An 18,545-nucleotide genomic window follows, 5' to 3' on the forward strand; every position below is an offset into this window, starting at 1 on the left:
GGCTCGAAGTGGCCGATTACCGTCTTCGCGAGTTCGGCGACGCCATCGTGCAAAGTGGCGTATTTACCGGCGTCTCGAGCTGGCTGGAGTACGACTACACCCGCGCCATGTTGATTGGTGCGTTGTGCCATCAGCAACCGGAGAGCGGGCTGTTTCTTGGGGTGGGCGCCGGTACGCTGACCCAGGCGTGCCTCAAGTTCCTGCCGCTGGAAGATGTCGAAGCCATTGAGCTGCGTCCGGATGTACCGCGCCTGGCCATTGAGTATCTGGGGCTGGATGATGATCCGCGCCTGTACATCCGCATTGGCGACGCGCTGCAACTGCTCGATACCGCTGAGCCGGCCGACCTGATTTTCGTCGACCTGTATACGGATGTCGGCCCCGGCGTCGGCCACCTGGCCTGGACCTTCCTGGAAAACTGCCAGAAGAAACTCAACCCCGGCGGCTGGCTGGTGATTAACCAGTGGGCCACCGACGATGGCAAACCGCTGGGGGCGGCGCTGCTGCGCGGGTTGTATCACCGCCATTACTGGGAGCTGCCGGTGAAGGAGGGCAATGTGATTCTGCTGGTGCCTTCGGAACTGGATCAAGCGCTGGATCTTGGCGCACTGACAACGCGTGCCGAAACCTTGGCGCCGCAGTTGGGGTACTCATTGCAGGCGTTGATCAAGGCGATTCGACCGGCGACTTAGTTGGCTGTTCTGGCCTCATCGGGAGCAAACCATCACTGTCGATAGTCAAATGCCCTTGAATACCCCAGGCCGCTTTTCGACCATGGCGCGGACGCCTTCTTTGGCGTCTTCGCTGTTCAGCAGTTTCTCCACCGTCACCTGCAACCCGGCGGCGGCGACGGCTTCGCCTTCCATTCGCGCCTGGCGCGCCGACATCAACGTCGCCTGCACACCAAGCGGTGCCTGGCGCGCGATGCGGTTAGCCAGTTCGATAGCGCGGGGCAGCAGGTCTTCGCTGGCCATCACTTCCTGCACCAGCCCCAGGCGCAGCGCTTCATGGGCGTCGAACTCATCGCCGGTGAGCAGCCAGCGCATTGCGTTGCCCCAGCCGGCGACCTGATGAAAGCGCAGTGTCGCGCCGCCGAACGGAAAGATCCCACGCTGTACTTCCATCTGTGCAAAACGCGTGTTGCTCGCACAAATATTGATATCCGCCGCCAACATCAACTCGATACCGATGGTCAGGCAGTAACCTTTGGCCGCGACGATCACCGGTTTGCTGACCCTGGGGCCGGCAAATACGCCCCACGGATCGCAGCCACCCAAAGGGGGTTGCCAGCCGACCGACATCACCCCGCTGACATTCGCCAGGTCCAGCCCGGCGGTAAAGTGGTCGCCGTGGGCAAACACCACGGCCACCCGCGCCTCGTCATTTCGATCAAATTCGCCATAGGCCAGGCTCAGCTCATTGAGCAAGTCCAGATCAAAGGCATTGCGCTTGGCTACTCGGTCCAGGCCTAACAGCAAGACATGGCCCTGTAATTCACGGCTGAGGCGACTGCTGCTGGCTTGATTCATCGGGTGCGCCCTCAGGGCTTGGGTTAGGTTTCAGACTAAAGGTCTTATTCGGCAGGTGAACCGATTAAGCGTTCTGATCAACAGGGCCGGGCCTTTGAAAAATAGACCCTGACGCGGGTATCCGCAAAGCCTGTGACGCAGCGCGGTTTATCGGTGCTTTCTGATAAAAAAAGCTCCCTTTTTCAGGTATTTCCGGTATAGTGCGCGCCGGCCTTTAACCGGGCCGCGTTTAGGTAGCGCAATTCCCCGAAGTCAGCTTCGGCTGCACGTCCGCACAGCGGACTCTCCCTTGACGAATCTTTTTCATTCATTCGTTTTCGCAAATCCCCGCCGACAAAGCAGCCAGGGCGACTCTTGAGTCTCAACACGGCATGCGCAGCTTTGGAGCATGGGTCTTTGCGGATGCACTTAGAGGCAGACCCATGACCCAGGAAACCGGCGGCTTCGCCGCTTTTAATCTTAACCCGAACATTCTTGCTGCCGTCATCGCGACTGGCTACGAAGAACCTTCGGCGATTCAGCAGCAATCGATCCCGATCATCATGGCCGGCCAAGACATGATTGGCCAGGCGCAAACCGGTACCGGTAAAACCGCCGCGTTCGCCCTGCCTATCCTGCACTGCATCGATCCTGCCAAGCGCGAGCCGCAAGCCCTGATCCTGGCGCCAACCCGTGAGTTGGCGCTGCAAGTAGCAACCGCTTTCGAAACCTACGCCAAGCAAATGCCAGGCGTAACCGTTGTGGCCGTTTACGGCGGCGCGCCTATGGGCCCACAACTGAAAGCAATCCGTAACGGCGCACAGATCGTTGTCGCCACTCCGGGCCGTCTGTGCGACCACCTGCGTCGTGACGAGAAAGTACTGTCGACCGTGAACCACCTGGTTCTGGACGAAGCTGACGAAATGTTGAAGCTGGGCTTCATGGACGACCTGGAAGTCATCTTCAAGGCGCTGCCAGCAACCCGTCAGACCGTGCTGTTCTCGGCGACCCTGCCACAGTCGATCCGTGCCATTGCCGAACGCCATCTGCGCGATCCGCAACACGTGAAAATCCAGACCAAGACTCAGACCGTTACCGCGATCGAACAGGCTCACCTGTTGGTTCACGCTGACCAGAAGACCTCGGCTGTACTGAGCCTGCTGGAAGTCGAAGACTTCGACGCCTTGATCATGTTCGTGCGCACCAAGCAAGCGACCCTGGACCTGGCCAGTGCCCTGGAAGCCAAAGGCTACAAAGCCGCTGCGCTGAACGGTGACATCGCCCAGAACCAACGTGAGCGCGTGATCGACTCCCTCAAGGATGGCCGTCTGGACATCGTTGTAGCGACCGACGTTGCTGCCCGTGGCCTCGACGTTCCACGTATCACTCACGTGTTCAACGTTGACATGCCGTACGACCCAGAGTCCTACGTTCACCGTATCGGCCGTACCGGCCGTGCCGGTCGCGAAGGTCGTGCACTGCTGCTGGTGACTCCTCGTGAGCGCCGCATGCTGCAAGTGATCGAGCGTGTAACCGGTCAGAAAGTTGCCGAAGTCCGCCTGCCGGATGCCCAGGCCGTTCTCGATGCGCGCATCAAGAAACTGACCAACAGCTTGTCGCCACTGGTGGCTGACGCTGAATCGACCCACGGCGACCTGCTGGACCGCCTGACTGCCGATATCGGTTGCACCCCGCGTGCCCTGGCTGCAGCCCTGCTGCGCAAGGCTACCAACGCTCAGGCGCTGACCCTGGCTGCGATCGAGAAAGAGCGTCCACTGGTGCCGAACAACGCGCCGCGCGGTGATCGTCCAGAACGTACCGGTGACCGTCCAGACCGTGGCGATCGTGAGCGTCGCGCTCCGGTTCCATTGGCTGAAGGTCGTGCTCGTTGCCGTACCGCGCTGGGCGCGCGTGATGGTATCGCTGCCAAGAACCTGCTGGGCGCTATCCTCAATGAGGGTGGCCTGGCTCGTGAAGCCATCGGTCGCATCCAGGTCCGTGACAGCTTCTCCCTGGTGGAGCTGCCGGAAGACGGTCTGGAAAAACTGCTGGCCAAGCTCAAAGACACTCGCGTTGCCGGTAAGCAGCTGAAGCTGCGTCGCTACCGCGAAGATTGATCCGCCCTCGGGCTGATTGATCGCACATAAAAAATCACCGACTGGTTCGGGGATTTTTTTTGCCTGACATTTGCCGCACTCAATCAAATGTGGGAGCTGGTTTGCCTGCGATAGCCATAGGTATCTACACATCTTTTTATGGGTTGAATGCTTTGGTTGTCGCGGGGGGTGCCGGGTACATATCCGTTATTTGGGTAACGGCTGCTATGGGTTCCGCTCTTACAGCGGGTCACTTTTGAAAGAGCGCAAAAGTAACCAAAACGCTCTTGCCCCACCACTCGGCACCTCGCTTAGGCTCGGTGTGCCCTCACGCAGGCTTTGGACCGTGGGCCGCCGCGATGGGCCATCCTTGGCCCATCGCGGCTAAACCGGCGTCCTGCCGGTTTACCCACGCTCCAAAGCCTGCGTTCGGCCAGCGTGGTTTAACGGGGCGCCTAAGATCAAGATCAAAAGCAAGAGCACGGCGGCCTAGTAGCCGACCTGAGTGGTTAAATCAAAAGCGAAGCCAAGGCGGCCTGACAGCCGACCTGATCTTTGAAACTGAACTCAATCTAATGTGGGAGCTGGCTTGCCTGCGATGGCATCAACTGGTTATGCCTGATACACCGAGGTGTCTGCATCGCAGCGGTGCGGCGATCCGACAAGCCAGCTCCCACAGAAAAGCAGAGCACTGCGGTGCTGGCAGTCGAACTCGGTCAAAACTGTGGGAGCGGGCTTGCTCGCGAAGGCGGTGGGTCAGTCAGCTCATGTGTAACTGACCCACCGCCTTCGCGAGCAAGCCCGCTCCCACAGTTGGATCTCGGTACATCAGACAGAGAGTGTGCTGCTGTGCTTTTGCCCTGCTTTTGCTTCAACCACTCAGGTCGGCTACTAGGCCGCCGTGCTCTTGCTTTTGATCTGCTTTTGATCTTAGGCGCCCCGTTAAACCACGATGGCCGGAGTGAGGGCATGCCGAGCCTAGGCGAGGCACCGAGTGATGGGGCAAGAGCCCTTTTGGTTACTTTTGGCTGGGCCGGCATTCCGGGCTCTTTTCCAAAAGTGACCCGCTGTAAGAGCGGAACCCTACGAAGCCGTTACCGCAGCAACGGATATGTCCTCATATCTACCTAAAAAACCAGTCAAAAGCTTAGCGCAACACAAAAAGTTGTGTAGATACCTATGCTGCGATAGCGGTACATCAATAAGCGTATCTTTCACTGATACACCGCTATCGCAGGCAAGCCAGCTCCCACCTTTAGATCTCCGTCAGCCGAAGCGGTAGATGTCCATGCCCAGCGCGCCCAGGGTGAAGCCCTGGTGCGCCACGCTGAATTCGCCACCAGCGCCGCGCGCAAAGTACAGCGGCAGCAGATGCTCGTCACTGGGGTGGCTGCGCACCGCATGGGGCGCCTGTCGACGGTAATCGTGCAAGGCCGTTTCATCGTTAGCGGCGAGTTTATCCACCACCCAATCACGAAAATCCCGTGCCCAAGGCTCGATGCTCTCAGGTCCGGCCTGCCAGTTCAGCTCGCCCAGGTTATGGGTGATGCTGCCGGAGCCGATCAACAGCACGCCTTGCTCGCGCAGGCTGGCGAGTGCGTGCCCGACCTGGGTCTGCAGGGCAGGGCCCATACGGCTGGGCAAGGAAACCTGGACCACGGGGATATCTGCCGCTGGGTAAATCAGCGACAGCGGCACCCAGGTGCCGTGGTCGAACGGGCGTTGATCATCAATTCGCGCATTCAGGCCATCGGCGTTGAGCAATTCGACAATCTCAGCGGCTAACGGCGGGTTACCCGGTGCAGGGTATTGCACCGCAAACAGTTCGCGCGGGAAGCCGCCGAAGTCGTGCCAGGTTTGCGGGGCGGCGCTGCCACTGACGAGTAATTCCTGGCTTTCCCAGTGCGCCGACACCACCAAAATCGCCTTGGGCCGTGGCAATTCCGCGGCCAGGCGCTTGAGCGCCGGGCCGCTGGCGCCGGGTTGCAGGGCAAGCATGGGCGAACCGTGGGAGATAAACAGGCTGGGGAGCATAATGGGGTCCTGAGCGTTAACATAGGCCCATCTTCAATCAGATCATTGATCTAAATCTAATATAAGTTTTAGCGCTTTTTGATCGAATTTTCAGGGTGATTCCATGGAGCCTAAGTTTTGGCAAGAGCGCTGGGCACGTAACCAGATCGGCTTTCATCTGCCCGAGGCCAACCCCTACTTGCAGCGCCACTGGCCGCAACTGACGCTGCCGGAGGCGGCAAAGGTGCTGGTGCCGCTGTGTGGCAAAAGCCTGGACCTGATGTGGCTGGCCAGTTGCGGGTATCGCGTGCTGGGCGTGGAGCTGTCTGAGCAGGCGGTGGAGGCGTTCTTCAGTGAGCAAGGGCTTGTGCCCAGGATCAGCCAGAGAGGCGTGTTCAAGGTGTACCAGGCTGATCTGGTCGAGGTGTGGTGTGGTGACTTCTTTGCCTTGGGCGCCGAGGCAGTGGCTGATTGCACTGCGCTCTATGACCGCGCAGCGTTGATTGCGTTGCCGCCGTTGATGCGGGCGCAATACGCTCGGCATCTGAACCGCCTTCTGGGATCGGGTTGCAAGGGGCTGCTGATCACCCTCGACTACGACCAGACAAAAAAGGCCGGCCCGCCCTTTGCGGTGACCGATGATGAGGTGAAGGTGTTGCTGGGGCCGCACTGGGCTGTGCAGGTGGTGGAAGAGCAAGACATCTTGGGCGAGAGCTGGAAGTTCGTGCAGGACGGCGTCACGCGGCTGGAAGAGCGTGTGTACCAACTGACAAAGTACTGACCCTCTTATCGCCGTCGCGGGCAAGCCCGGCTCCCACATCGACCGCGTCGTCTACAATTTATGTGAACCTGAGCAGATCCTTGTGGGGGCCGGGCTTGCCCGCGATGGCGATTCAAGCACCCACAAAAAAGGGGCGATCAGTTCGCCCCTTCCAGTGTTACCAACCCGCTATCAGCCCCGGCGACGCAGTGCGTCGATACGCTCCTCCAGCGGCGGGTGGCTCATGAACATGCGTGCAAAGCCTTGCTTGATGCCACCGTTGATACCAAACGCCGTCAGGCTGTCGGGCATGTGCACCGGCAGGCCCTGCTCGGAGCGCAGGTGCTGCAGCGCGGCAATCATTGCCCCGGTACCGGCCAGGCGAGCACCAGCTTCGTCTGCGCGGAATTCACGTTTGCGCGAGAACCACATGGTGATCGCGCTGGCCAGGAAACCCAATACCACTTCAGCGAAAATGGTCGCCACGAAGTAGGCAATGCCACGGCCGCCTTCGTTTTTGAAGATCACTTTGTCGACGAAGTTACCGATGATCCGCGCGAAGAACATCACGAAGGTGTTCACCACGCCTTGTACCAGCGCCAGGGTGACCATGTCACCGTTGGCCACGTGGCCGATCTCGTGGGCCAGTACCGCCTTCACTTCGTCGTAGGAAAAGCGTTCCAGCATGCCCTGGCTTACCGCAACGAGCGCGTCGTTCTTGTTCCAGCCGGTGGCAAAGGCGTTGGCTTCATAGGCCGGGAAGATCCCGACTTCAGGCATCTTGATACCGGCCTCGCGGGACAGTTGCTCAACGGTTTGCAGCAACCATTGCTCATGCCGGGTGCGTGGCTGGGTAATGACCTGGGTGCTGGTGCTCATCTTCGCCATCCACTTGGAGATAAACAGCGAGAACAGCGAACCGGCAAAACCAAAGACTGCACAGAAGACCAGCAGCTGATTGAGGTTCAGATCAACCCCGTTGGCCGCCATGAACCCGTTGAAGCCGAAAAGGCTCAGGGTGATGCTGGCAATCAGCACGACCGCCAGGTTGGTGGCCAAGAACAGCAGGATGCGCATCATGGTTGTAGAATTCTCCTCATGCTTAATATGTCGCGTACTGCGGGGTATATAAGGTGCGGCCTGGGGTGATTCAACCGAGCGACTATTTCAAACTGTGTCCTACAGCGTGAATGTAGAGCCTTGAAAGGATTTTCTGACCCGTAAAGCATGCTGCGATCACTGCGTTCAGGCCTTAGTCTCCCGTAATTGCAGGGGCTGACCGGTCCGTGGTGTGCAGTGACGAGGGAAGAGGGGCTGTAGCGCAGAGAAGTGTTGCCAGATACTCGCTGTACGACCTACCGTCGGTCGTACAGCGACATGTGCGTTACTGGCGATAGGACTTGAGGAAGTTGCCGATGCGACCAATGGCCATGTCCAAGTCATCCACTCGCGGCAACGTCACCACGCGGAAGTGATCCGGCCACGGCCAGTTGAACGCCGTTCCCTGCACCACCAGCAGCTTTTCCGACAGCAGCAGGTCGAGCACGAACTTCTCGTCGTTGAGGATCGGGCAGACTTTCGGGTCGATTCGAGGGAAGGCATACAGCGCGCCCATGGGTTTCACGCAGCTGACCCCCGGGATCGCGTTGAGCAGCTCCCAGGTGCGGTTGCGCTGTTCCAGAAGGCGGCCCTGGGGCAATACCAGGTCGTTAATGCTCTGGTAGCCGCCGAGGGCAGTCTGGATCGCGTGCTGGCTCGGCACGTTGGCGCACAGGCGCATATTGGCCAGCATGTCGATGCCTTCGATGTAGCTCTGGGCGTTGTGCTTAGGCCCCGAGATGGCGATCCAGCCCGAGCGGAAACCCGCCACGCGGTAGGACTTGGACAGGCCATTGAACGTCAGGCACAGCAGGTCCGGCGCCAGGGAGCCCGTGCAGATGTGCACGGCGTCATCGTATAGGATCTTGTCGTAGATCTCGTCGGAAAACACCACCAGGTTGTGCTGGCGCGCCAGTTCAAGCATGCCTAGCAGCACTTCCTTGGAGTACACGGCGCCGGTCGGGTTGTTCGGGTTGATAATCACCAAGGCCTTGGTGTTCGGGGTGATCTTGGCCTTGATGTCGGCCAGGTCCGGGAACCAGTCGGCGCCTTCGTCGCACAGGTAATGCACCGGGTGGCCACCGGCCAGGGTCACGGCGGCGGTCCACAGCGGGTAGTCAGGCGCCGGCACCAGCACTTCGTCGCCATTGTTGAGCAAGGCCTGCATGGACATCACGATCAGCTCGGACACGCCATTGCCCAGGTAGATGTCTTCGATACCGACGCCTTCCACCTGCTTCTGCTGGTAGTACTGCATCACTGCTTTACGCGCGCTGAACAGGCCTTTGGAGTCACTGTAGCCCTGGGCAGTCGGCAGGTTGCGGATCACGTCCTGAAGGATTTCGTCCGGCGCTTCGAAACCAAACGGCGCCGGGTTGCCAATGTTCAGCTTGAGGATGCGATGGCCTTCCTCTTCCAGGCGCTTGGCGTGCTTGAGCACTGGTCCGCGAATGTCGTAGCAGACGTTGGCGAGCTTGTTCGATTTGCTGACCTGCATGGCGATGTGATCCTGAAAATGAACGATCCAGACGGCGTGGAGACTACCGTACTGCGAATCCTGCGAGGCCTGCACCCCTAAATAGGTTTGAATGCCGTTAGCGCGGGTGCCAGACTGGCGTTTTGAAGAGGCGCAATCATACGTGCCGCCTGATCCATGGAAAAGATACAGATCAGGCTTTTTCAGTTGCCGAGGTGGATTGATGGATAAGTTGCAGAAAACCGTTGATGAGTGGAAGGCGATGCTCGACCCGGAGCAGTACAATGTGTGCCGTCTCAAGGGCACCGAGCGACCGTTCAGTGGCAAGTACAACGAGACCAAAACCGACGGTGTGTACCACTGCATCTGCTGCAATGAACCGCTGTTCGATTCCAAAACCAAATTCGATTCCGGCTGCGGCTGGCCGAGTTTCTATGCGCCGATTGCCGATAGCGCGATGGTCGAAATCCGTGACGTCAGCCACGGCATGAGCCGCACCGAAGTGACCTGCGCCAAATGCGATGCGCACCTTGGGCATGTGTTCCCGGACGGCCCGCCGCCGACGGGCCTGCGCTACTGCATCAACTCGGTGTGCTTGGACCTCGTCGCGCGCTAGGGCAGGCAACACCTACCCAATGTGGACGTGTGTGGCAGCTGGCTTGCCTGCGATGCAGGCGCCTCGGAGCAACTGACAGACCGAGGTGCCTGCATCGCGGGCAAGCCCGGCTCCCACATTTGAACCGAGTGCGCCTCATCAATCCGATCAATTAAATTGCGTGCAATTGAATTGCCTACTATCTTTTGGCTTCTTACACCTTATTCGAGGCACTGCCATGAGCGACAACCTGCTGAGCATTCCGTGCACCACCATCAAGGGTGAGCAAAAGACCTTGGCTGATTTCGCCGGCAAGGCCATTTTGGTGGTCAACACTGCCAGCAAATGTGGCTTCACCCCGCAGTACAAAGGTCTCGAACAACTCTGGCAGCAGTACAAAGATCAGGGCCTGGTGGTGCTGGGTTTCCCCTGCAACCAATTCGGTAAACAAGAGCCGGGCAACGAAGGTGCGATTTCGGCGTTCTGCGAGCTGAATTTCGGCGTCAGCTTCCCGTTGTTCAAGAAGATCGACGTCAACGGCAGCGATGCCCACCCGCTGTTCGTACAGTTGAAGAAGCAGGCGCCCGGCGTGCTGGGTTCCAAGGGTATCAAGTGGAATTTCACCAAGTTCCTGATTGGTCGTGATGGGCAGGTGGTCAAACGTTATGCCCCGACCACCAAGCCCCAGGACCTGACTCAAGAGATCGAAGCCCTGCTCAAATGATCGAGATGCCCACCGTGTCCTTGGCCCTGGACGATCAGCTGTGTTTCAAACTCTACGCCGCGTCCCGCGCGGTGACGCGTGCCTATAAGCCGATGCTCGATCAGTTGGGCCTGACCTACCCGCAATACGTGGTAATGCTGGTGTTGTGGGAGTGGCACGACGTATCTGCGCCGCAACCCACGGTCAAGGCACTGGGGGAGCGGCTGATGCTCGATTCCGGCACGCTGACACCGCTGCTCAAACGTCTTGAGCAGCTCACCTGGGTACGCCGCCAGCGCAGTGCGCGGGACGAGCGGGAAGTGCACCTGAGCCTGACCCAGGCCGGTGTGCATTTGCGCGACCAGGCCCGTGGCTTGAAGACTCGCCTATTGTGCGCCAGTGGCATCGACCTGAATCAGGCCGACGCGTTACGTGAAGGCCTGGACCAGTTGCTGGCGCAGATCAAAGGCTTGTCGTCTGCGGCACCCACAGGTCCAGCAGCGCCTTGAGTTCTTCGCGGCGAAACGGCTTGGCGAGGTAATCATCCATTCCTGCGGCCCGGCAACGCTCGCGTTCCTCAGACAGGGCGTTGGCGGTCAAGGCGACGATAGGCAAGTCCGGCCAGCGCCCGCTGCGACGGATTTGCCGGCTGGCCTCATAGCCGTTCATCACCGGCATATTGCAGTCCATCAATACCATGTCGAAGCGCTGTTCCTCGAGGAACTTGAGTGCTTCGCCACCATGGGCGGCCACAATCACGTCGCAGCCGAGTTTGCCGAGCATGCCCTTGGCCACCAACTGATTGACCGGGTTGTCCTCCACCAGCAGGATGCGCGCGCGATGCGCAAAGGGCGCAGCTTCCAGCTGGATCGGGTCGAGGATCAGTGGCGTGTCGCTGCGCAAATTGCGTTGCAGGATCTGGTACAGCGCGTTGCGGCTCAATGGGCGCGCCTGTTGCTGCAACGGCGCCAAGGCCGCAACCTCTTCGCTGGGCATGAAGTTGCCATAAGCGGTGACCACCAGAATTGGCGCGGTAATCGCCGGGCGCAAGCGGAACAGACACTCTGGGCAATCGGTAATCAGCAGGTCGGGCATTTGCCCGCTCAGGTCATCGTCCTGGGAATACACGCGCGGTGTCAGCCCCCAATGGGGCAGCAAGGTGGTGAGCAATTCCGTCAGGCCACTGCCGGCGCTGGTAATGGCAATAACCTCACCCGCCAAAGGCGCCTGCCGGGCGGCGGGCAACTGTGCGGGCAGCGGCAGATCGGCACAGAACTGGCTGCCAAACCCGACTTCCGAGCTGATGCTCAAGCGGCCTTTCATTGCGTCACACAGGTTGTGTGTTAACGCCAGCCCCAATCCCGTGCCGCCAAACTGGCGGGTGATACCCGCGCCTGCCTGCGTGAACGGCTGGAATATCTTGACCTGCGCGTCTTGGGCAATGCCGATGCCGGTGTCACACACTTCGATTTTTACCCGATCACCCAGGGCGCTGAGGCGTACATCCACGCGCCCGAAGCGGGTGAACTTCAACGCATTGGAGAGCAGGTTACTGACGATCTGCCGTACCCGCGTCGGGTCGCCTATTACCTGGGCGGGAAAGAGCGGATCGATCAAGCAGGTCAGCTCGACACTGGGCGCGGCGTTCTGTGACAACAGGTTGGCGGTGTCTTCCACCAATGAGCCGAGGTCGAACGGGATGTACTCCAGCTCAAGCTGGCCGGCGTCGAATTTCGACAGGTCGAGGATATCGTTGAGCAATTCCACCAACACCTTGCCCGAATCGTGGGCGATGGACAGCTGCTGGCGTTGCTCGGCGTTCAGTGAGCTGTCCAGTGACAGCGCGATCATGCCCAGCAAGCCGTTGAGCGGTGTACGGATCTCGTGGCTCATATTGGCCAGGAACGCGGCCCGCGCCTGGGCCATGCCCAAGGCGGTCAACTTTGCCGCTTCCAGTTCATCGTTGGATTGGCTCAAGCGCTGGTTGCTGGCCTTGAGTTCGAGCGTGCGCGCGGAGACGATATCTTCCAGTTGGCCCAGGTATTCGGTGAGGCGGTCCTCGGCGTGGCGCCGTTGCTCGATTTCGGTCTCCATGTTTTCAAATTGCTGGTTGGCGACGCTGACCAGCACGCCGATTTCATCGTTTTCGTGCCCTGGCGGGCAATCCAGGCGCGCCTGCTTGCTGGTGCTCAGCGCCCGGATAATGCGCACCAACGGTTGAGTCAGCATCACGTAGAACAGGCCCAGCAGGATCCCCGTCAGCAGCAGGCTGCGGGCAAACCCGTTAAGCAGCGTGATCTCTGCGCGGTGCAGGAAACGGCTGCCAAACGCGTAGGTGTCCACGTCCAGACGCAGAACGCCGAGGGAGTCGTTGGGCATGTGGCTGAGGAATAGCCGGTCTTCAAACTGGCGGTTGGCGCCGAACAGAAAATCGCTGATAGGCCGATAGGTACTTTCCTTGCGCGGGCCGTGGACGTCGGCCAGCACTGCCCCATTGTTATCGAGCAGTTGCGCACGGATGATCGCCGGGGAATGAAGCAGCCCCAGGGTCAGTTCCTGGGCGAGTTCGGCGTCGATGTTGTAGGCAATACGTGACGCAGGGTTATGGCTGATTTCGATCAGCGAACGTATTTCACGGTTGATGGATGCGTCTTCGCTGGCATAATCAATGCCGATTTGGATCAGACTGAGCAAGGTTCCCAAGACGAAACCGACCAGCACAGTCAATCGAGCTTGTTTATAAGACAAGCGGTGGGCGAACTTGATATCCATCGGGTGTTGAACCACTTCACGTTTCCCTTCGCCCGGCAAGCATAGCTGAACATCCACAGGCTTTGGCTTGGCCGGCATGAATCGTTTTTTTACGCAGCCTGATGCGGTCTGCCGCAGGGTTGCCAATACGCCATCTTTTGCAAGAAGTTGCCAGAGGAATAATCGTGGATTCTCGATTGAATGCCTTTCTTGAGCGGGCCGATGCGGTATTGGCTCGCCTGGAACCCTTGTTGCCTGCACCGCGCCAAGCCATCGACTGGAACCATTGCCTGGCTGCCCGTTGGCAACGCGAAGGCCGCAGCGGCTTTTTGCTGCCGCTGGAAGTCAGCCTCGATATGCGCCTGTCCGACCTCATCGGCGTAGACAAGCAACGTGAACAACTGGCGCGCAATACTCAACAGTTTCTCGATGGTCTGCCAGCCAACCATGCGCTGCTGTGGGGGTCACGTGGCACGGGCAAGTCGTCGATGGTGCGCGCCTTGTTGGCCCAGCACGCCAAGGCCGGTTTGCGCCTGATTGAAATCGAGCGCGATCACCTGGCCGACCTGCCGCGCGTGGTCGAACAACTGCTCAAACTGCCGCAGCGTTTTATCCTGTTCTGCGACGACCTGTCTTTTGAGGCTGGCGAGGGCGACTACCGCGTGCTCAAGAGCGTGCTGGACGGCTCGCTGGAACAGGCGCCGGAAAATGTGTTGCTGTATGCCACCTCCAACCGCCGCCACTTGGTACCGGAAAACCAGAGTGACAACGACAACTGGAAACGCGTGGATGGCGAGCTGCACCCCAGTGAGGCGGTGGAAGACAAGATTGCCCTGTCCGACCGTTTTGGCCTGTGGCTGTCGTTCTACCCGTTCAGCCAGGAACACTTTCTGGAGGTGGTCGAACACTGGATCGGCGAGCTGGCGAACAAAGCCGGTCTGCAGTGGCAGCGTGATGAAGCCCTCGATATCCTTGCCGTACGCTGGGCCACCGGGCGTGGCAACCGCAACGGCCGATGCGCGTATCAATTCGCCCGTTACTGGGTGGGTCTTAAATTGTTGGAGCGTCAACCATGATCGATTTGCAACAGTCCGGCACCGGCCTGGATGGCTATGCCATGCTCTGTGCGCAGTTGGAGTCGCTGCTGGCCGATGAGCGCGATTTCATTGCTAACAGCGCGCAATTCTCTGCATTTTTGTACAACCAGCTCGACGACTTGAACTGGGCAGGCTTCTACCTCAATCGCAATGAAGAACTGGTGCTTGGCCCGTTCCAGGGCCAGATCGCCTGTGTGCGTATTCCGTTTGGTCGTGGCGTATGCGGCGCGGCTGCGGCCTCGAGGCAAACTCAGCGTGTTGAAGATGTTCATGCGTTCCCCGGTCATATCGCCTGTGACAGCGCGTCCAACAGCGAACTGGTAGTGCCGCTGGTCAAGGATGGCGTGTTGATCGGCGTGCTTGACCTGGACAGCCCGTCGCTGGCCCGTTTCAGCTTTCAGGACCAGGCGGGTATCGAACAGTTGGCGGCGATCTTCCTGCGCTTGACCGACTGCTGATCGGCGAGGAGGGGGCGAGCCTCGGTTACTGGCTGTCCAGCTTTTGCAGCTGCACATGCAGCGTCCTCTCCAGTTCGAGCATGAGCTTTTCCAGGGACTTCACGTGAGTTGCGATCAAGGCGCGATCATCACTGTGGGCACAGGCTTGCTCCAGTGCCTCGCATTGCGCGGTCAGTGAGCTTGCCTGAACGATGCGAGCGGCGCCCTTGATCTTATGGGCTTGCTCGATAATGTCTTGCGGCGAAGCCTGACGGATTAGCAGGGCGACCAGTTCCTTTCGGTCCTGGCGGCTGCTGCTCAACAGTTCTTTGAGCAAGCGTTGGCTCAATTGCGGATCGCCACCGGTCAGCGCATCCAGGCAGTCAATGTCCAGTTGCTCGTCCGCAGGTTGATGCTTGATATGCCCTAATTGCTGTTCCAGTGCCGTGAGGCTGATGGGTTTGAACAGGCAGTCGTTCATGCCCGCTTGTGCACAGCGAAGTTTCTCCTCAGGTTGGGCGTTGGCGGTGAAGCCGAGTATCACACAAGGCGCCAGTTGCTCTCGTTGCTCATATTCACGGATCGAACGGCTCAACTCGTAGCCATTCATGATGGGCATGTTGCAGTCGGCTATCACCAGGTCGAAGCGCTCCTGGCGCCAGGCTTGAAACCCGGCAGCACCGTGTTGGGCCGCCGTGAACTGATGCCCCAGGTAACCCAGTTGCTGGCACATCAACAAACGGTTCGCCGGGTGGTCGTCCACCACCAGTACGTTGAGTACCGGCGCGGCAGCGGGCGCCTGGGACTTGAGTTCGTCCACCGCTTCGATCGGTTGCAGGAGTGTCATCTTCAGGTTGACGTGTACCTGGGTGCCGACCATTGGCACGCTGCTCAAGCTCAGTTGCCCGCCCATCATCGCGCACAGGCTGCGGCAGATAACCAGGCCAAGGCCCGCTCCGCTCCTGGCCAGATGCCCGGAGTTGTCGGCCTGGGCAAAGGGCTCGAACAGCCGCAATTGGTCGTCTCGGCTGATGCCGATGCCGGTGTCCTCGACCACCAGTTTCATCTGGATTTCCTGCGGCAGTTCGGTGGCTTGCACGTTCACCTTGATCTTCACCTGCCCCTGCTCAGTGAACTTGATCGCGTTGCTGACCAGGTTGGACAGCACCTGCTTGAAGCGCAATGGGTCGATCAGCACGGCCGTATCGTCGATCACGGGGTCGAACTCAAGCAACAGACTGAGGGTTTTCTGACGGGCCAGGCCATCGAAGACGCGTACCACCGACTCGATCACCTCGCGCAGATTCACGCGCTCCGGGGCCAGGCTCAAACGGCCGGATTCGATGCGTGCGATATCCAGGATGTCGCCAATCAGCTCCAGCAGGTCCTTGGCCGAGTTGTAGGCCACTTCGATAGCCGGACGATCCAGATGGCCCTGGTCGGCGCGCTTGAGGGTCAACTCCAACATGCCGATCACGGCATTCATCGGTGTACGGATTTCATGGCTCATGGTGGCGAGAAAGGTGCTTTTGGCCCGATTGGCTTCATCGGCGCGCTCCTTGGCTGTGCGCAACTCGTCGAACAGTTGGCGTCGCTCACTGATGTCGATCCAGCCACCGATGATGCCCTGAACTTCGCCGACCGAATCGCGATAGGGAAGAATCCAATGGTAGATCGTCAGTTGTTTTCCTTGGATGTGCAGGGTGCGATCGAGGATCAACGGGTTACCTTCGGCCACCACGCGTTGGTAGTCGGCGTGGTACTGCGCCGCTTCTGGCTCCAAGGCCATGTCCATCTGGATCACACTCTTGCCAATCACGTCTTCACGCTTGACCCCGAAGACTTGCAGGTAACTGTCGTTGCAGGTCTGTAACAGGCCCTTGCGATCACGCACATAGATCGGGTGCGGCGTTTCATTGACCAGTGCACGCATGAATTCGAACTGATCGTTAAGGGCGCGTTCGGCCATTTTTCGGTGCTTGATCTGGCGGCGCATGTAGGCGTTCCAGGTCAGGGAAATCAGCAGCAATAGCCCCGTGCCAATGATGATTTGCGCGATCAGTTGGTGGTAATTGCGCCAGTAGCTGTCGGAGGCGGCGGTGTAGCCGCGCCAGCGACTGTTGATCACGCCTATTTCATCGGGAGCAATGCTCAATAGTGCCTTGTCGAGTATTGAACTCAGTTCGACAGCGCGGCGTGGCGTCGCCAGGGCGAAAGTGGCGGGCAGGGTGCCGATGCTGGAGCTGATCTGCAGCTTGTCCTGAAACACCAGGGAGGAGAGAAAGTAGTTGGCGATTACCAGTGAATTCACCGCGCCTTCCACATTTCCCTGCGCAAGCAGTTCTGAGGCCTTGAAGGTGTCACTGACTTCCACCAAGCGAACCAGTGGGAAATCCTGGCGCAGGATTTTTTCCAGTGGGTTGCCCTCGGTGATAGCCAGGCGCATGCCTGCCATTTGTTCCAGGTTCGACGGCGCGTTGGGCTCCTTGCGCGTCAGCAGGACATAGGAGTTTTCCAGGTAGGGACGACTGAAACTCAGTTGAGTTTCCCTCTCGGCGCTGGGAACGATCGCACCGATGATATCGGCTTTGCCGGTGACGAGCTGTTCGATCATCGCGTTGACTTCGCGGTTGCGCTGGATCTCGAAACGCAACCCGGTACGCAGGCGAATCAGTTCCAGCAAGTCTGCAGTAATACCGCGAAAGTTGCCTTCGGCATCGAAGAACGTCAGCGGCGCGAGCGTCTCATTGACCACGACTTTCACCACCGGGTGGTCTGTTAGCCAACGCTCTTCGCGTTGGCTTAGTTGCAGTTTTTTATCGGTCAACAAGATGTCGCTGCCAGCGCTCCAGCGCTTGGCGATACTGTCTCGCTCATTCATGGGCACGGCGGCCAGCACTGCGTCGACGATGCTCAGGAGCGTCTGTTCGTCCTGGCGCAGCGCAAAGCTGAAGCCAAAGGCTTCATGCTTGCCGAAGTTGGCCATGCGGATATTCTTCAGGTAGCCCTTGTTGATCATGTAATGGGTGGAGATTGTATCGCCGAGGAACACGTCCGCCTGTTCGAAAGCCACCGCATTCAAGGCGTTTTGAAACGAGGGGTAGGTGTGGATTTCCGCTTGCGGGTATGATTTTTCCACTTCGCCGAGCGGCAGGTAGTTGTGGAACAGGCTCAAGCGAAGCCCGGCCAGGCCGTCGCTCAGGCTGCGCGTTTCGCCCTCGCGGGTCACCATTACGGGTTGGTCCACTGCGTAGGGTTGCGACAAGGTGAGGTTCGGGTTGGCAGCCTCAAAGCCGTTGGAAGTGCCCAGCAGGTCAATTTCGCCCCTTTCAAGGGCCCGTATCGATGCCTCTCGCGAGGGGTAGCGAAGCACCTTGATCGGCAAGGCCAGGGCTTTGGCCAGCAGCCCTGCGTAATCGGCGGTTAGGCCTTCATAATCACGGCCGCTGGAGGTGAGATCGAAGGGCGGGTAGTCAGGTGCCGCAGTGCCTAATACCAGCTCGCGTTTGTTCTGCAGCCATTGGCGCTGAGCCTTATCCAGTTGAACATCCAGTTGAACGGCACCCGCGCGGCTCAATAAGGTGAAGTGTTCCGGGTCGGGTTGAGGGGCCGCGGGCACGGCAGTGCTGAAGCACACACCGGCGATTAATACAATTAAATAGTCCTTTATACACCTGGGCATCCGCTTTCTCACACTAGCGCGTTTCGTTTTGCCATCTCGATAAGTTCTACCAAGGATTTGGCTTTAAGTTTTTGCATCAGCCTTTTTTTGTAAGTGCTTACTGTTTTATTGCTGAGAAACATACCTTTGGCTATTTCTTTGTTGGTGCGGCCTTGTGCAAAAAGTTGCAGCACCATTAGTTCTCGATCATTCACGGTCTTGAACAGTTCAAGTTCTTGAACGTCTTTGCCGTCGGTGCCACCGGCATTCAGTGCCTGGCTTGGAAAGTAGTTGTAGCCCGATAGTACCGCGCGGATGGCGCTCAATAGTTCGCTCAGATCGCCCTCCT

General features: G+C 59.0%; 15 protein-coding genes. 8 read left to right on the top strand and 7 right to left on the bottom strand.

All coding sequences use genetic code 11. The features are described from left to right. The coding region (locus E0F99_RS23010; RefSeq protein ID WP_130908943.1) for a spermidine synthase at nt 1-692 on the top strand (692 nt) is incomplete at its 5' end. 45 nt (nt 693-737) lie between these two features. Here E0F99_RS23010 and E0F99_RS23015 read toward each other — a convergent pair. Further along, on the bottom strand, nt 738-1,529 hold the full coding sequence (locus tag E0F99_RS23015; RefSeq protein ID WP_083359434.1) for a crotonase/enoyl-CoA hydratase family protein: 792 nt from the start codon (nt 1,527-1,529) through the stop codon (nt 738-740). Nucleotides 1,530-1,951: 422 nt separating this feature from the next. On the opposite strand from E0F99_RS23015, the gene E0F99_RS23025 reads away from it, so the two are divergent. Beyond that, the gene (locus E0F99_RS23025) at nt 1,952-3,625 is read left to right on the top strand and encodes a DEAD/DEAH box helicase (protein ID WP_083359433.1); all 1,674 of its coding nucleotides are present in this window, start codon (nt 1,952-1,954) and stop codon (nt 3,623-3,625) included. A 1,245-nt stretch (nt 3,626-4,870) separates the two neighbouring features. On the opposite strand, the gene E0F99_RS23035 is transcribed toward E0F99_RS23025, so the two are convergent. Beyond that, nucleotides 4,871-5,638, bottom strand: coding sequence for a DODA-type extradiol aromatic ring-opening family dioxygenase (locus tag E0F99_RS23035; protein WP_083359432.1), 768 nt, complete (start codon nt 5,636-5,638; stop codon nt 4,871-4,873). A 103-nt stretch (nt 5,639-5,741) separates the two neighbouring features. On the opposite strand from E0F99_RS23035, the gene E0F99_RS23040 reads away from it, so the two are divergent. Then, entirely contained in the window at nt 5,742-6,398 is a 657-nt protein-coding gene (locus tag E0F99_RS23040; protein ID WP_083359431.1) for a thiopurine S-methyltransferase, read from the top strand. A gap of 171 nt (nt 6,399-6,569) precedes the next feature. On the opposite strand, the gene htpX is transcribed toward E0F99_RS23040, so the two are convergent. Next, nucleotides 6,570-7,457 (bottom strand): protease HtpX, encoded by an 888-nt coding sequence (htpX, locus tag E0F99_RS23045; protein WP_083359430.1) that lies wholly within the window; start codon nt 7,455-7,457, stop codon nt 6,570-6,572. Between the two features lie 304 nt (nt 7,458-7,761). Beyond that, nucleotides 7,762-8,973, bottom strand: a complete 1,212-nt coding sequence (locus E0F99_RS23050) for a pyridoxal phosphate-dependent aminotransferase (protein WP_017136168.1) — start codon at nt 8,971-8,973, stop codon at nt 7,762-7,764. Nucleotides 8,974-9,175: 202 nt separating this feature from the next. On the opposite strand from E0F99_RS23050, the gene msrB reads away from it, so the two are divergent. The 3 genes from msrB (at nt 9,176) to E0F99_RS23065 (ending at nt 10,759) form a co-directional block, all read left to right on the top strand. After that, nucleotides 9,176-9,568, top strand: coding sequence for a peptide-methionine (R)-S-oxide reductase MsrB (gene msrB, locus E0F99_RS23055; RefSeq protein ID WP_083359429.1), 393 nt, complete (start codon nt 9,176-9,178; stop codon nt 9,566-9,568). Between the two features lie 217 nt (nt 9,569-9,785). Further along, complete coding sequence (locus tag E0F99_RS23060) at nt 9,786-10,271, top strand: glutathione peroxidase (protein ID WP_083359428.1); 486 nt, start codon at nt 9,786-9,788, stop codon at nt 10,269-10,271. Then, the gene (locus E0F99_RS23065) at nt 10,268-10,759 is read left to right on the top strand and encodes a MarR family winged helix-turn-helix transcriptional regulator (protein ID WP_083359427.1); all 492 of its coding nucleotides are present in this window, start codon (nt 10,268-10,270) and stop codon (nt 10,757-10,759) included. The genes E0F99_RS23060 and E0F99_RS23065 overlap by 4 nt, the downstream gene beginning before the upstream one ends. Here the strand turns inward: E0F99_RS23065 and E0F99_RS23070 are convergent. Further along, complete coding sequence (locus E0F99_RS23070) at nt 10,713-13,022, bottom strand: hybrid sensor histidine kinase/response regulator (RefSeq protein ID WP_083360477.1); 2,310 nt, start codon at nt 13,020-13,022, stop codon at nt 10,713-10,715. The genes E0F99_RS23065 and E0F99_RS23070 overlap by 47 nt on opposite strands. A 164-nt stretch (nt 13,023-13,186) precedes the next feature. Between E0F99_RS23070 and E0F99_RS23075 the strand changes: the two genes are divergently transcribed. Together E0F99_RS23075 and E0F99_RS23080 are read left to right on the top strand one after the other, a co-directional pair. Next, nucleotides 13,187-14,077 carry an ATP-binding protein gene (locus E0F99_RS23075; protein WP_083359426.1) on the top strand — a complete coding sequence of 297 codons (891 nt, stop codon included), beginning with the start codon at nt 13,187-13,189 and terminating at the stop codon, nt 14,075-14,077. After that, nucleotides 14,074-14,556 (top strand): GAF domain-containing protein, encoded by a 483-nt coding sequence (locus E0F99_RS23080; RefSeq protein ID WP_083359425.1) that lies wholly within the window; start codon nt 14,074-14,076, stop codon nt 14,554-14,556. Before E0F99_RS23075 ends, E0F99_RS23080 begins: the two co-directional genes overlap by 4 nt. 25 nt (nt 14,557-14,581) lie before the next feature. Here the strand turns inward: E0F99_RS23080 and E0F99_RS23085 are convergent, their stop codons facing one another. Together E0F99_RS23085 and E0F99_RS23090 are read right to left on the bottom strand one after the other, a co-directional pair. Then, nucleotides 14,582-18,217, bottom strand: coding sequence for a transporter substrate-binding domain-containing protein (locus E0F99_RS23085; protein ID WP_083359424.1), 3,636 nt, complete (start codon nt 18,215-18,217; stop codon nt 14,582-14,584). 8 nt (nt 18,218-18,225) lie between these two features. Beyond that, nucleotides 18,226-18,545, bottom strand: a 320-nt coding sequence (locus E0F99_RS23090; RefSeq protein ID WP_130908944.1) for a response regulator transcription factor, incomplete at its 5' end; no start/stop codon positions are given.

Source organism: Pseudomonas antarctica, assembly GCF_900624995.1.
Taxonomy (GTDB): domain Bacteria; phylum Pseudomonadota; class Gammaproteobacteria; order Pseudomonadales; family Pseudomonadaceae; genus Aquipseudomonas; species Aquipseudomonas antarctica.

Excerpts from the sequence above, each read along its gene's own strand:
- htpX (WP_083359430.1), bottom strand. The coding sequence starts at position 7,457 with ATGATGCGCATCCTGCTGTTCTTGGCCACCAACCTGGCGGTCGTGCTG.
- E0F99_RS23070 (WP_083360477.1), bottom strand. The coding sequence starts at position 13,022 with ATGGATATCAAGTTCGCCCACCGCTTGTCTTATAAACAAGCTCGATTG.
- E0F99_RS23085 (WP_083359424.1), bottom strand. The coding sequence starts at position 18,217 with ATGCCCAGGTGTATAAAGGACTATTTAATTGTATTAATCGCCGGTGTG.
- msrB (WP_083359429.1), top strand. The coding sequence starts at position 9,176 with ATGGATAAGTTGCAGAAAACCGTTGATGAGTGGAAGGCGATGCTCGAC.
- E0F99_RS23080 (WP_083359425.1), top strand. The coding sequence starts at position 14,074 with ATGATCGATTTGCAACAGTCCGGCACCGGCCTGGATGGCTATGCCATG.
- E0F99_RS23040 (WP_083359431.1), top strand. The coding sequence starts at position 5,742 with ATGGAGCCTAAGTTTTGGCAAGAGCGCTGGGCACGTAACCAGATCGGC.
- E0F99_RS23065 (WP_083359427.1), top strand. The coding sequence starts at position 10,268 with ATGATCGAGATGCCCACCGTGTCCTTGGCCCTGGACGATCAGCTGTGT.
- E0F99_RS23015 (WP_083359434.1), bottom strand. The coding sequence starts at position 1,529 with ATGAATCAAGCCAGCAGCAGTCGCCTCAGCCGTGAATTACAGGGCCAT.
- E0F99_RS23060 (WP_083359428.1), top strand. The coding sequence starts at position 9,786 with ATGAGCGACAACCTGCTGAGCATTCCGTGCACCACCATCAAGGGTGAG.
- E0F99_RS23035 (WP_083359432.1), bottom strand. The coding sequence starts at position 5,638 with ATGCTCCCCAGCCTGTTTATCTCCCACGGTTCGCCCATGCTTGCCCTG.
- E0F99_RS23050 (WP_017136168.1), bottom strand. The coding sequence starts at position 8,973 with ATGCAGGTCAGCAAATCGAACAAGCTCGCCAACGTCTGCTACGACATT.
- E0F99_RS23025 (WP_083359433.1), top strand. The coding sequence starts at position 1,952 with ATGACCCAGGAAACCGGCGGCTTCGCCGCTTTTAATCTTAACCCGAAC.